This is a genomic window from Streptomyces sp. NBC_01426, assembly GCF_036231985.1.
In the GTDB taxonomy this organism is placed as follows: domain Bacteria; phylum Actinomycetota; class Actinomycetes; order Streptomycetales; family Streptomycetaceae; genus Streptomyces.
This window is the reverse complement of the sequence record NZ_CP109500.1, coordinates 5,036,071-5,050,292: the sequence shown is the minus strand read 5'-3', so window position 1 is coordinate 5,050,292 and position 14,222 is coordinate 5,036,071. Positions and strand designations below refer to the sequence as shown.

Sequence of the window (14,222 nt, the reverse complement as noted above, 5' to 3'; positions counted from 1 at the left end):
GCCGGTTCCGGGCCTGCGATCGATCCCGGGACGGCGACCGCGCCCCGGACGCGGAACCGCCGGCCGGGCCGGCCGGTCACGTACTCTCGCAGGGTTGGCGAGGGGCGGCGGGAGACGAGGGCATGACGACACGGACCGGCGCGGACCCGCGCCCGCTGACCGGGGAACCGGTCTCCCTCGACCTGCTGAACACCCGCTGGGTCCAGGACGGGGAACCCGTGGACCTCTTCGCGGGCGCCGCCGGACTGTCCCGGGTCGAAGGGCTCGCGGTCTGGCTGGAGAGCGTCGGCCTGGCCGACCGTTCCCGGGCCGACGCCGCGACCCTCGTCCACCTGCTGACCGCCCGCGAGGCCCTGGCACGGGCCGTCGCGGATCCGGCCGACGCGAGCGCGCGGGCCCTGCTCGACGCCGTGTTGGAGCACGGCCGGATCCGGATCACCTTCACCGCCGAAGGCGCTGGCGAGTGCGCCGAGTTCGCCGATCCGACCTGGGGTCCGGCCTGGATCGCGGTCCGCGGCCACCTGGAGCTCCTGGGCACCGCCCCGGACCGGATCCGCGTGTGCGCCTCGCCGACGTGCGGGCTGCACTTCCACGACGTCTCGCGCGACGGCACCCGACGGTGGTGCTCGACGGCGTGCGGCGACCACGCCGAAGGCCCGCGACACAACGCGCGCACGCGCGAGCGCTGAACGCTCGAAAGTTGTCACACCTGTCCCACGGCTGAAGTCCGTCGTGATGCCGACATGCGACCGGTAAGTCGATAAATCCACTCTCCGACCCCTGCGAGTCGCCCCGCTATGCCCCGGTCCGGGCCTCTTGGCGGGTTCCCCGCGCCGGCGGGAGTCCGCCATGTCAGGTCTCGGTCAATGACAACACTCCCCAAACAGCTGTCACTTGCGCAAAGCTGACCGGTCATCCGGCACCGAAATCCGGACCGTATCTTTCACTTAGCCAGGGATGCTGATGACCCTCGAATCCCCCAGCTCCACGCCCGGGGCCATACCCGGCGCCAGACGCGTCGCCCGCGTCGCGGCCGCCGCAGGCCTGGTGGCCGCGCTCTGCGCGACCGGAGCCGTTCCCGTCTTCGCCGCGACGGGAGCCACTGACCCCGGCTCCTCCGCGCCGGTCAAGTCCGCGGACCAGAAGCTCGGTTCGGCCGACGCCGAACTGCTCCAGGAGGCCAAGGCCAAGGGTGACAAGAACGTCACCGTCATGGTCGCGACCGCCCCGGGCGAGACCAAGCAGGTCGCTCAGCAGCTCGACGCCGTCCAGGGCGCCTCGGTGGGCCGGACGTACGACAAGCTCGGCTACGTGCGCGCCACCCTGCCGACCGACAAGGCCGAGGCCGCGCTGAAGGCGGCCGGCAAGCTGTCCTCGGTGCACGGCATCGACCTGCGGCACGAGATCCAGCTCCCGGACCCGCGTCCCGACGCGGGCAAGGAGGCCGGCAAGGCCAAGAAGACCGCGGCCGAGACCTACCCGGCGCCGGGCAAGGACACCCCCGCGAAGAACCCGTACAACCCGTCCTTCGAGACCGGCGCGGTGGACTTCGTCAAGAAGAACCCGAAGGCCGACGGCCGCGGCGTGACCATCGGCATCATGGACTCGGGTGTCGACCTCGGCCACCCGGCCCTGCAGAAGACCACCACCGGCGAGCGCAAGATCGTCGACTGGGTCACGGCGACCGACCCGATCACGGACAACGACGCCACATGGCGCGCCCAGATCACCCCGGTCACCCCCGCCGGCGGCAGCTTCACCGCGGGCGGCCAGAGCTGGAAGGCCCCCGAGGGCACCTTCCAGTGGAGCCGCTTCAGCGAGTCGATCACCGCGACCGGCGACGCCAAGGGCGACGTCAACCGCGACGGCGACACCACCGACCGGTTCGGCCTGCTCTACGACCCGGTCGCCGGGACCGTCCGCGTCGACACCGACCAGGACGGCGACTTCACGAACAACGAGCCGATGAAGCCGTACAAGGACGGCTACCAGATCGGCTACTTCGGCACGGACAACCCGGCGACCGAGATCGCCGAGCGCATCCCGTTCGTGATCGAGATCCGCAAGGACGTCCCGATGGACCCGCTGGGCGGTGACTGGGTCGGCAAGAAGGCCGACTTCGTCAACGTCGGCATCATCGAGTCCGAGCACGGCACGCACGTCGCCGGCATCACCGCCGCCAACAGCCTCTTCGGCGGCAAGATGAACGGCGAGGCGCCCGGCGCCAAGCTGGTCTCCTCGCGCGCCTGCTCCTGGTCGGGCGGCTGCACCAACATCGCGCTGACCGAGGGCATGATCGACCTCGTCGTCAACCGCGGCGTGGACATCGTCAACATGTCGATCGGCGGCCTGCCGGCGCTGAACGACGGCAACAACGCGCGCTCCGAGCTCTACAAGAACCTCATCGACACCTACGGTGTCCAGCTCGTCATCTCGGCGGGCAACGAGGGCCCCGGTGTCAACACCATCGGCGACCCCGGTCTCGCGGACAAGGTCATCTCCGTGGGTGCCGCCGTCTCCAAGGACACCTGGGCGGCCAACTACGGCTCCGGCGTGAGCAAGAAGTACAACATGTTCCCGTTCTCCTCGCGCGGTCCGCGTGAGGACGGCGGCTTCACGCCGACCATCACCGCGCCCGGCGCGGCGATCAACACCATCCAGACCTGGCTGCCGGGCGCGCCCGTGGCCGAGGCCGGATACGCCCTGCCCGCCGGTTACGGCATGCTCCAGGGCACCTCGATGTCCTCGCCGCAGGCGGCGGGCGCGAGCGCCCTGCTCATCTCGGCCGCCAAGCAGCAGCACATCGCGCTGACCCCGGCGGGCCTGCGGGTGGCGCTCACCAGCACCGCGAAGAAGATCGCCGACGTCCCGGCGCACGCCCAGGGCTCCGGTCTGATCGACGTCGTCGGCGCGTGGGAGTCCATCCAGCGCAACGCCAAGGCCGAGGAGTTCACGGTCAAGGCCCCGGTCGACACCGCGATCGACCAGTTCCTGAAGACCCCGGGCTTCGGCACCGGCCTCTACGACCGCGAGGGCGGTCTGAAGGTCGGCCAGAAGAAGGTCTACGACGTCGTCGTCACCCGCACCACGGGCGTCAAGTACGGCACGCGGCACGACCTGACCTGGCGCAACAACGACGGGACCTTCAAGGTCATCGGCGGCTACGACTACGTCACGCTGCCGCTGAACAAGCCCGTCACCATCAAGGTCGAGGCCAACGCCAAGTCGGCCGGCGTCCACAGCGGCATCCTGCAGCTCGACGACCCGACCACCGAGGGCATCGACAAGCAGATCCTCACCACGGTCGTCGCCGCCACCCCGCTGGCGAAGCCGTCCTTCACGCTGTCGGACACCTCCTCGGTGCAGCGCAACAGCCACAAGTCGTACTTCGTGACGGTCCCGCAGGGCGCCAAGACCCTTGAGGTCGCCCTGGGCGGTCTGAAGGACGGCAGCCAGACGCGCTTCATCTCGATCCACCCGTACGGCGTGGGCGTCGAGGACAGCGCGACGACCCAGTGCTACCCGAACTACAACAACCCGGCGAACACCTGCCGCCCCGACCTGCGGTCGTACGCCGACCCGCAGCCCGGTGTGTGGGAGATCGAGGTCGAGTCGCGCCGTACGTCGCCGCTGCTCGACAACCCGTACAAGCTGGACGTCTCCGTCCTCGGCGCGGTCTTCGACCCGGCCGTCAAGGTGCTGCCCGAGGTCAAGCAGGGCACCCCGGCGCCGGTCCAGCTGACCGTCAAGAACGAGGCCGCGGCCATCTCCGGCGGCAAGCTCCAGGGCGGCCCGCTCGGTTCCGCGAAGGTCGCCAAGCCGACCATCGCCAACGGTGAGACCCAGACCAGCGAGGTCACGATCGGCGAGGGCGTCTCCCGCCTCGACGTCGCGATCGGCAAGGTCTCCGACACCGGCGCGGACCTCGACCTCGAGGTCTACAAGGACGGCGTCAAGGTCGGCACCTCCGCCGACGGCGACTCCGAGGAGGCCGTGAGCCTGGTCAACCCGGCCGCCGGCACCTACTCCGTGAAGGTCATCGGCTACGCGATCCCGGCCGGTACCACCACGTACGACTACCGCGACGTGTTCTTCTCGGCCGCCCTGGGCTCCGTCCAGGTCGACGAGGCCGCCGCGGTGAACCTCGCCACCGGCGCCACCGCGCAGGTCTCGGCGAACGTCCTGGTCAACAGCGCGGCCCCCGAGGGCCGTCAGTTCTTCGGCCAGGTCAAGCTGCTCAACGCCCGCGGCACCGCCGCCGGCACCGGCAGCGTGCAGATCGAGAAGGTCCTGCCGTAACCCCGTAGGACCCTGAAGAAGAGGGGGCGGTGCTCTGACGAGCACCGCCCCCTCCTCGTTCCGCCTCGTCCCCCTCGGTCCTACCGGCCCAGCGACCTCAGGTCGGCGGCGTAGGTGCCGAGCGCGTGCGCGATCACGTTCCGGGTGGTCTTCTTGACGTGCTCGTGGTCCAGGTCCAGGCGGACCGTCACCTCGCCCCCGGCGGCCGACGCGGCGAGCGCCTCACCGTCGGCCAGGCTGATGCCCGCGCTCGGTACGAATCCCTCGGCGGGCGAGGAGAAGGTGCCGCGCACCGGGGTGCCCGCCGGCCGGGGTGGACCGGGTGAAGGTGAAGGCGCAGGACGGATGTGGCGACGGAGACGGCCGCGAGGGCGGCCGGCGCCGGTATGGACCGGTGGCGGTGGCGGGTGGCTCGCACGATGGTTCTCCCCGAGTCAGTCGTTTCGATGTCCGATACGCCGTGTCCGGACAACGGTCACGGCCGGATCGGACGCCAATCGGCTCTGAACTGGGTAAACGGGCCTTTCGGGGTGGTGCAACACACCCGCCACGGAGTTGTCACGGGGGTTCACGTTCAGGACACCGTCCGCACCTCGGACAATGGATTGGACAAGGCTCGTGGGGTCGAACGCATGATGGCTCCACGCGCGCCCGCGTCGTACGTACCAAAAGGAGTCACCGTGAGGGTCGGAATCGTCGGAGCCACCGGACAGGTCGGCGGAGTCATGCGCGGCATCCTCGCCGAGCGCAAGTTCCCGGTGGACGAGCTGCGGCTGTTCGCCTCGGCCCGTTCGGCCGGTTCGACGCTGGAGTGGCAGGGCCGCGAGATCACCATCGAGGACGCCTCCACGGCCGACTACTCGGGCCTGGACATCGTGCTCTTCTCCGCCGGTGGCGCCACCTCCAAGGCCCTCGCCGAGAAGGTCGCCTCCCAGGGTGCCGTCGTGATCGACAACTCCTCGGCCTGGCGCAAGGACCCCGAGGTCCCCCTCGTCGTCTCCGAGGTCAACCCGCACGCGATCAAGGACCGCCCCAAGGGCATCATCGCGAACCCGAACTGCACCACCATGGCCGCGATGCCCGTGCTGCGCCCCCTGCACGACGAGGCCGGCCTGACCGCGCTGATCGCCACCACCTACCAGGCCGTCTCCGGCTCGGGCGTCGCGGGCGTCGCGGAGCTCGACGGCCAGGTCAAGGCCGTCGCGGGCGAGGCCACCGCGCTGGTGCACGACGGCGAGGCCGTGACCTTCCCCGAGCCGGGGGTCTACAAGCGTCCGATCGCCTTCAACGTGCTGCCGCTCGCGGGCTCGATCGTCGACGACGGCTCCTTCGAGACCGACGAGGAGCAGAAGCTCCGCAACGAGTCCCGCAAGATCCTCGAACTCCCGGAGCTCAAGGTCTCGGGCACCTGCGTGCGCGTGCCGGTCTTCTCCGGCCACTCGCTCCAGGTCAACGTCCGCTTCGCGCGGCCGCTGAGCGTGGAGCGCGCCTACGAGCTGCTGGCGGACGCCCCGGGCGTCGAGCTCTCCGAGATCCCGACCCCGCTCCAGGCCGCGGGCAAGGACGCCTCGTACGTGGGTCGCATCCGCACCGACGAGACGGCCGAGAACGGCCTGGCGCTGTTCCTCTCGAACGACAACCTCCGCAAGGGCGCGGCGCTGAACGCCGTCCAGATCGCGGAGCTGGTCGCCGAGGAGCTGCGCGGCTGACCCGCCCGCCCCGCCGTACGCCTCCGGCCCGTCCCACCGTCCCGGTGGGGCGGGCCGGCGTCGTGTCCGCTCCTTCGTCGCATCGGAACGACCCCTTCCCGACCCGATTGTCACCACCCCGTCACAGCGCCGTCACCACGCCGACGCAGCCCCACCCGCCCCTCGGAAACCCCTTCCACCAGGGCTTTTGCATGATCTACATTTCATCTTGCCTCCCAGGGGGGGAGGTCAAGACAGCAGTCCTGGGGGACATCTTCATGAACGCCCGCACCACCTCTCGCCGCTTCCGCGTGCTCACCTGCACCGCCCTCGCCCTGGCCACCGGGATGATCACCGCCGGGCAGGCCCTCGCCTCCGAGCCGCCGGTCGTCCCCGGCAAGCCGTCCGCCGCGGCGCAGGCCGTCCCGCAGCCGGGTGGCGCCGTCGCCGCCCCGAAGGCCAAGACCGCCGCCAAGACCGCCGGCAAGGCCGCCGCGGCCGTCTCCCCGCGCCTGGACATCGACGGCAACGGCAAGGACGACTTCCTCCTGCGCAACGTGTGGGGCGGCTGGTCGGTGCGCTACGACTCCGGCACCACCGCCGCGTTCCCGATCGCCGGGGAGATCAAGAACGTCGACGAGCACAAGGAGGTCGTGCCGGTCGGCGACCTCGACGGGAACGGCAGCCCCGAGCTCCTGACCATCAACACCCTGGGCGGCATCCAGCTGCACACCGCGACCACGCAGGGCAGCACGCCGACCGGCTGGGCCTCCGGCGGCTGGCACGTGTTCAACAAGGTGGCGGGTGCGGGCGACCTGACCGGCGACGGCCACCCGGACCTGCTGGCCCGTACGACCAAGGGGCAGCTCTTCCTCTACCCGGGCACCGGCAAGGCGGACACGACCAGCCCGTACGCGGACCCGATCGAGGTCACGGGCAACCAGTGGAACTTCGTCAACCTCGTCACGGGCTACGACTTCGACAAGGACGGCCTGGCCGACCTGATCATCCGGTCCTCGGACGGCCTGCTGTACTTCCTGCCCTCCACCGGCAAGACCGACGCCCCGTTCGGTGCGGCCGTTCCGATCGGCCACGGCTGGCAGGAGTTCGACCAGGTCCTCGCCCAAGGCGACAAGGACGGCAACGTCCGGCTCCTGGCCCGCAAGAACGACGGCGGCGCGTTGGTCTACACGAGCCTGGGCAACGGCAAGCTGGACCAGACCGGCGTCTACCCCCTGGAGTTCCCGCACTTCCTCGGCTTCGCCGGTGACGACTCCCCGAACGGTGCCTACGGCAAGAAGAGCCTGATCGCCCGTGACGCCGGCGGCTCCATGTCGGCGTACCGCTCCAGCGGCCGCAACCGCTTCGAGGGGCCGACCGGTTACTACGCGTTCAGCCAGATCCCGAGCAGCACCGACACCCTGATCCACACCTCGGGACTCGGCACCAACCCGAACGGCAACGTCCTCAAGATCACCGCCGGTGGTCAGCTGTGGGCGCTGCACGAGAAGGGCGATGTGAACCTGGGCTCCGGCTGGGGCATCTACAACACCGTCATCGGCGTCGGCGACCTGACCGGGGACGGCCGCGGCGACCTGCTGGCCCGCGAGAAGGGCGGCGACCTGTACCTGTACCCGGGTCGCGGCACCGGCACCGGCTTCTACAACCGCCTCAAGGTCGGCAGCAGCTGGAACTCCCTGGACCGGATCACCGGGGCCGGCGACATGACCGGCGACGGCATCCCCGACCTGGTCGGCCGCGGCACCGACGGTCGCCTGTGGCTGTACCAGGGCACCCACGACACGGCCGTGCCGTTCGCGCAGCCGGTCCAGGTCGGCAGCGGTTGGAAGGACATGACCGCGATCGTCTCCCCCGGCGACCTGAACGCCGACGGCCTGTCCGACCTGGTCGCCCGCGACTCCCAGGGCAAGCTCTGGCTGTACACGGCGAGCGGCCTCACCCCGACCGTCCCCGATGCCACCTTCGAGCCCCGGACCGCCCTGGGCTCGGGCTGGAACCAGTTCACCGACCTGATCTGATCCGGTCGCGTCCCCCCACCGCGGGCGACGCCCCGGTGCCCCCCTCGCCGCGCCCCATCGGATTCCTCCGGTGGGGCGCGGTGCCGTGCCGGGGCGAAACCCCCCAAAGGGGATGCCGCGTTCGCCCGTGGATGAGTCCGGGGCGGTTGCGCCGCCCGCGTGGAAGGATGGCGGGGCAACGACCATCGAAGGAGATGAACGCGTGCCTGGCACGAACCTGACCCGTGAAGAGGCCCAGCAGCGAGCGAAGCTGCTGACCGTCGACTCGTACGAGATCGAACTCGATCTCAGCGGTGCGCAGGAGGGCGGCACCTACCCCTCCGTGACCACCGTGCGGTTCGACTCCGCCGAGGCGGGCGCCGAGACCTTCATCGACCTGGTCGCGCCGGCCGTGCACGAGGTCGTGCTGAACGGCAGGGCACTGGACGTGGCCGCGGTCTTCCGGGACTCCCGGATCGCGCTGGACCACCTCGTCGCCGGGGCGAACGAGCTGCGTGTCGTCGCGGACTGCGCCTACACCAACACCGGTGAGGGCCTGCACCGCTTCGTCGACCCCGTCGACCAGCAGGCCTACCTGTACACCCAGTTCGAGGTGCCGGACGCGCGGCGGGTCTTCGCCAGCTTCGAGCAGCCCGACCTGAAGGCGACGTTCCGGTTCACCGTGACGGCCCCCGAGGGCTGGACGGTCGTCTCGAACTCCCCGCGGGAGATTCCCGAGGGGGCGGAGGCCGCGGACGTCAAGGACGACGTCTGGCGCTTCGAGCCGACCCCGCGGATCTCCTCGTACATCACCGCGCTGATCGTCGGTCCGTACCACGCCGTCCACAGCTCGTACGAGGGTCCGGACGGGCAGTCGGTGCCGCTCGGCATCTACTGCCGGCCCTCGCTCGCCGAGTTCCTCGACGCGGACGCGATCTTCGACGTCACGCGGCAGGGCTTCGACTGGTTCCAGGAGAAGTTCGCGTACGACTACCCCTTCGCGAAGTACGACCAGCTCTTCGTGCCGGAGTTCAACGCGGGCGCGATGGAGAACGCGGGCGCGGTCACCATCCGCGACCAGTACGTCTTCCGCTCGAAGGTGACGGACGCGGCGTACGAGGTGCGCGCCGAGACCATCCTGCACGAGCTCGCGCACATGTGGTTCGGCGACCTGGTCACCATGGAGTGGTGGAACGACCTGTGGCTGAACGAGTCGTTCGCGACGTACACCTCGATCGCCTGCCAGGCGTACGCCGAGGGTTCGAAGTGGCCGCACGCGTGGACCACGTTCGCGAACTCCATGAAGACGTGGGCGTACCGGCAGGACCAGCTGCCGTCCACGCACCCGATCATGGCGGACATCCGTGACCTGGACGACGTGCTCGTCAACTTCGACGGGATCACGTACGCCAAGGGCGCGTCGGTGCTCAAGCAGCTCGTCGCCTACGTCGGCATGGACGCCTTCTTCAAGGGCGTGCAGGCGTACTTCAAGGCGCACGCGTTCGGGAACACGCGCCTGTCCGACCTGCTGGGCGCGCTGGAGGAGACCTCCGGCCGCGACCTGACCGCCTGGTCGAAGGCGTGGCTGGAGACCGCCGGCATCAACATCCTGCGTCCGGAGGTCGAGACCGACGCGCAGGGCGTCATCACCGCCTTCGCCGTCCGCCAGGAGGCACCCGCGCTGCCCGCCGGCGCCAAGGGCGAGCCGGTGCTGCGCCCGCACCGGATCGCGGTCGGCCTGTACGACCTGCGCGACGGCCTGCTGGTCCGCTCGGACCGGATCGAGCTGGACATCGACGGCGAACTGACGGCGGTGCCGGAGCTGGTGGGCCGCGCCCGCCCGACCGTGGTGCTGCTCAACGACGACGACCTGTCCTACGCGAAGGTCCGCCTGGACGAGATCTCGCTGGCCAACGTCACCGCGCACCTGGGCGACTTCACCGAGTCGCTGCCGCGCGCGCTGTGCTGGGCCTCGGCGTGGGACATGACGCGGGACGGCGAACTGGCCACCCGCGACTACCTGGCGCTGGTGCTGTCGGGCATCGGCAAGGAGTCGGACATCGGTGTGGTGCAGTCGCTGCACCGCCAGGTGAAGCTGGCCATCGACCTGTACGCCGACCCGGCCTGGCGCGAGCAGGGCCTGGCCGACTGGACCGAGGCCACGCTGGAGCACCTGCGTGCGGCCGCGCCGGGCAGCGACCACCAGCTGGCCTGGGCCCGTGCCTTCGCGGCGACGGCCCGGACCGAGGGACAGCTGACGTACCTGTCGGCGCTGCTGGACGGCTCCGCGGAGATCGAGGGCCTGGCGGTCGACACCGATCTGCGGTGGGCGTTCCTGGAGCGCCTGGTCACCACGGGCGTCCTCGACGAGCCGGCCATCGCGGCCGAGCTGGAGCGGGACGCCACCGCGGCGGGCGAGCGCCACGCGGCCACCGCCCGGGCGGCGCGTCCGACGGCGGAGGCCAAGGCGCAGGCATGGGCCTCGGTCGTCGAGGGCGACTCGCTGCCGAACGCGGTGCAGGAGGCGGTGATCGGCGGCTTCGTGCAGACCGACCAGCGCGAGCTCCTCGCCCCGTACACCGAGAAGTACTTCGCGGCGGTCAAGGAGGTCTGGGACACCCGGAGCCACGAGATCGCCCAGCAGATCGCGGTGGGCCTGTACCCGGCGCTCCAGGTCTCCGAGCAGACCCTGACGGCGACGGACGCCTGGCTGGCCTCGGCCGACCCGGGCGCGGGTCTGCGCCGGCTGGTCTCGGAGTCCCGCTCGGGTGTCGAGCGGGCGCTGAAGGCCCAGGCGGCGGACGCGGCCGCCGCGTCCTGACGGCGCGGGCCCGACCCGACGAGGGGCGTCCACGGTGCGCGACACGCGTACCGGGGGCGCCCCTCGCGCGTGGTCGCCGGGTCCCGGCGCCGGGGTCTCAGCCCGCCGCCGCTCTGAGCGCGGCCAGTACGTGGGCCAGCGCCGGCGCCGACGCGGAGCCGCGCCTCAGGGCCGCGACCACGTGCCGGGTGGGCCGGTCGTGGGCCAGGACCCGGACGGCGACGCCGCAGGCGCGGCCCGTCACCATGCGCGGGACGAGCGCCACGCCCATGCCGGCCTCGACCATGGCGAGGATGGCCGTCCAGCCCGACGCGGAGTGGGCCTGTTCGGGGACGAACCCGGCCGCCTCGCACGCGTTGCGGGTGATCTGCGACCAGGGCCCGCTGCCCCCGTAGATCCACCGGTCCCCGGACAGGTCGGCCAGCCGCACGGCCGGCGCGGCCGCCAGCGGGTGGTCGGGGGGCAGGGCCACGTCCAGCGGGTCCTCCAGCAGCGTGACCCGGGTGAAACGGGGGTCACGGGCGGTCGGGGCGTGGGCCGCGAGGGAGAGCGCCAGGTCGACGGCGCCGGCGGACAGCAGTTCGTACGATTCGGCGGCCTCGGTCTCCCGGACGCGCACCTCCACGCCGGGGTGGGTCCGGCGCAGGGCGGCGACGGCCGGGACGACGAGGACGGGCACGGCCGTGGAGAAGGCGCCGATCCGGACCTCGCCCGCGTCACCCGACAGGTAGCCGGCCAGGTCGGCGTCGGCTCGTTCGAGCTGGGCGAACACGGCCTCGGCGTGCCGCAGGACCAGGTGCGCTGCGTCGGTGAGCCGCACCCTGCGCCCCTGGGCCTCCAGCAGGGGGACCCCCAACTGCCGGGCGAGGTTGGTCAGCTGCTGCGAAACGGCCGAGGGCGTCATGTGCAGCGCCTCGGCCGTCGCGGTCACGGTGCCCCGGTCGGCCAGGGTCCGCAGGATCCGCAGCTTCTTGATGTCCCACTCGATCATGGGACCGAACCTACCGCCGGGCACCGAGGGCCACGCCGCCCAGGATCAGCGCCATGCAGAGGAGTTGGGCGGGTCCGGTCCGCTCGCCCAGCAGCAGCAGTCCGAGGCCGGCGACGCAGACGGGCTGGAGGTAGTACACGACGCCGGCGCGGGCGGCGCCGATCACCGCGACGGCCTTGTTCCAGGCGAAGAAGGCGACGGCGGAGGACATCACGCCGACGTACAGCAGCATGCCCCCGGCGGCGGGGGTGAGGGCGAAGCCGCCCTGGACGGACAGGGACACGGCGTACGCGGGCGCCAACATCAGTGCGCCGAGCACGAAGGTGGCGAACAGGAAGGCGAGTCCGCCCAGTTCGGCGGGCTTGCGCTTGAGCAGGGCGCTGTAGGTGGCGAAGGAGAGGGCGGCGCCGAACATCCACAGGTCGCCGGCGGTGAAGTCGAAGCCGAGCGAGCCGTCCCCGACGAGGAGCAGCACCCCGAAGGCAGCCAGCAGCATCCCGAGGACCCGGCGGGCTCCGAGTCGTTCGCCGCCGAGGCGGGCGTACAGGGCCATGATGACCGGCGAAGCGGCCATGATCATGCCCATGTTGGAGGCGGAGGTGGTCAGTCCGGCCTGGTGGACGAGGGTGTTGTACAGGGTGACGCCGAAGAGGGTGGCCAGGCAGACGTAGCCGAGGTGGGCGCGGAGCAGGGCCCGCTGGGACCAGGCCTGGCGGGCGGCGAAGGGGGCGACGGCCACCGCGGCGATGACCCAGCGCCAGAAGACGGCCTGGATCGGGGGCACGCTGTCGGCCATGCCGCGGGTGGCGACGAAGCTGCCGGACCAGATGACCGTCGCGACCAGGGCGAGCGCGACGCCGAGTCCGGCGGCCCCCTTCGCGCCGGTGCCTCCGGGGCGCTCGGGCTGCCGGGTCTGCGAAACGGTGCGGGCGCGGTCCGTGACGGCCACTGGGTGTCTCCTCCTGAGGGTGGGGTGCGGCGGTGTTCTCCACCGCGGTGTGATCCACCGCAGTGTGGGATCCACCGCGGTGTGGGATCCACCGCAGTGGGGGATCTACCGTCGCATCCCGCCATTGCCCAGGTCCATCGAAACATTACGATCGTTCTTTTCAGCAGAACTGAACGTTTCGACGGGGATCACCTCGGCCTCGTCCGCCGGTCCGGGCGCCTTGGGCGTCCGCTGCGCGAGCTGCCCCGCCACGGTCGCGCCGAAGGCGATCGCCATGCCCAGCACCTGCACCGGGGTCAGCGCCTGACCCAGGGCGGCCCAGCCGATGACGGCGGCGGTGAGCGGGGACAGCGGGCCGAGCAGGGTGACGGAGGTGGCGGTCAGCTTGCCGATGCCGCGGAACCAGAGCCAGTACGCGATCCCGGTGTTGATCAGCATCATGTAGCCGTAGCCGAGGAGGGCCTTGCCGTCGAGGGCGGGCGGCGCCCCCTCCGCGAGGGCGGCGATCGGGATGATGAACAGGCCGCCGGCGGTGAGCTGCCAGCCGGTCACGGCCAGCGGGCCGACGCCCTCGGGGCGTCCCCAGCGCTTGGTCATCACGGTGCCGGCGGCCATGGAGGCGGAGGAGACCACTCCGGCGACGATCCCGACGAGGTCCAGCCGGGCCTGCGCGGTCAGGACGACCATGCTCACCCCGAACGCGGCGACGACGGCGGCGAGTACGGTCCGCATCCGCGCCCGCTCCCCCAGGAGCAGCGCGGCGAGCCCGACGACGAACAGCGGTCCGGCGGCGCCGAGCACGGCGGCGACTCCGCCCGGCAGCCGGTAGGCGGAGAGGAAGAGCAGCGGGAAGAAGGCGCCGATGTTGAGGGTGCCCAGGACCGCCGACTTCCACCACCACGCGCCCTTGGGGAGGGTCCGGGAGAGGGCGACGAGCAGCAGTCCGGCGGGCAGGGCCCGCATGACCCCGGTGAACAGGGGCCGGTCGGGCGGCAGCAGTTCGGTGGCGACGGCGTAGGTGGAACCCCAGGAGACGGGGGCCAGGGCGGTCAGGGCGACGGTGGCGAAGCGGTTCACGAGAACTCCTCGGACGGAGGGGAGAAGACAAGGGAGCGGGACCGGAGCCCGACTCAGGCGGCGCCGGCGACGCGCTCGCGGCTCCGGAGCGGCGGACCCGGCGCGCGATCAGGACTCCGGCGCCGGCGCACAGGGCGGTGTTGACGGTGAAGCAGCGGGTAGCGCGCGAAGCCGAGGCCCCGGACCGCGAGAAGGGGACATACATGCCGATCCCGATCGCGCTGATCCCCACCCCGAGGAGCAGGGACCGCTCCCCCGCCACCCGTTCCCCCGCCGCCTCGCGCTGTCCTCGCCCACGTGGGCCACTCCCCCGTTTAGATTGCTTGGAAGTAGCTTAGCCCTAAGCTACTTTCCGTCAAGCAACTTTCTTGCGTTCAAT

General features: G+C 71.3%; 9 protein-coding genes. 5 read left to right on the top strand and 4 right to left on the bottom strand.

Translation table 11 applies throughout. The features are described from left to right. The first annotated feature begins 122 nt into the window (after positions 1-122). Positions 123-689 carry a CGNR zinc finger domain-containing protein gene (locus tag OG906_RS22385; protein WP_329445240.1) on the top strand — a complete coding sequence of 189 codons (567 nt, stop codon included), beginning with the start codon at positions 123-125 and terminating at the stop codon, positions 687-689. 274 nt (positions 690-963) lie between these two features. After that, positions 964-4,299, top strand: a complete 3,336-nt coding sequence (locus OG906_RS22380; protein ID WP_329445238.1) for a S8 family serine peptidase — start codon at positions 964-966, stop codon at positions 4,297-4,299. Between the two features lie 80 nt (positions 4,300-4,379). On the opposite strand, the gene OG906_RS22375 is transcribed toward OG906_RS22380, so the two are convergent. Next, positions 4,380-4,592, bottom strand: coding sequence for a hypothetical protein (locus OG906_RS22375; RefSeq protein ID WP_329445236.1), 213 nt, complete (start codon positions 4,590-4,592; stop codon positions 4,380-4,382). Positions 4,593-4,979: 387 nt separating this feature from the next. On the opposite strand from OG906_RS22375, the gene OG906_RS22370 reads away from it, so the two are divergent. From OG906_RS22370 to pepN, 3 genes are all read left to right on the top strand, one after another. Next, positions 4,980-6,008 carry an aspartate-semialdehyde dehydrogenase gene (locus tag OG906_RS22370; RefSeq protein ID WP_329445234.1) on the top strand — a complete coding sequence of 343 codons (1,029 nt, stop codon included), beginning with the start codon at positions 4,980-4,982 and terminating at the stop codon, positions 6,006-6,008. Positions 6,009-6,265: 257 nt separating this feature from the next. Next, positions 6,266-8,026 carry an FG-GAP repeat domain-containing protein gene (locus OG906_RS22365; protein WP_329445232.1) on the top strand — a complete coding sequence of 587 codons (1,761 nt, stop codon included), beginning with the start codon at positions 6,266-6,268 and terminating at the stop codon, positions 8,024-8,026. 202 nt (positions 8,027-8,228) lie between these two features. Further along, positions 8,229-10,826, top strand: a complete 2,598-nt coding sequence (gene pepN / locus OG906_RS22360; protein WP_329445230.1) for an aminopeptidase N — start codon at positions 8,229-8,231, stop codon at positions 10,824-10,826. Positions 10,827-10,923: 97 nt separating this feature from the next. Here pepN and OG906_RS22355 read toward each other — a convergent pair whose 3' ends face one another. The 3 genes from OG906_RS22355 to OG906_RS22345 all read right to left on the bottom strand — a co-directional run bounded on the left by OG906_RS22355 (position 10,924) and on the right by OG906_RS22345 (position 13,843). Beyond that, positions 10,924-11,817, bottom strand: coding sequence for a LysR family transcriptional regulator (locus OG906_RS22355; RefSeq protein ID WP_329445229.1), 894 nt, complete (start codon positions 11,815-11,817; stop codon positions 10,924-10,926). Positions 11,818-11,827: 10 nt separating this feature from the next. Next, the gene (locus OG906_RS22350) at positions 11,828-12,766 is read right to left on the bottom strand and encodes a DMT family transporter (protein WP_443067405.1); all 939 of its coding nucleotides are present in this window, start codon (positions 12,764-12,766) and stop codon (positions 11,828-11,830) included. A gap of 105 nt (positions 12,767-12,871) precedes the next feature. Next, positions 12,872-13,843, bottom strand: coding sequence for an EamA family transporter (locus OG906_RS22345; protein WP_329445228.1), 972 nt, complete (start codon positions 13,841-13,843; stop codon positions 12,872-12,874). Between the last annotated feature and the right edge of the window lie 379 nt (positions 13,844-14,222).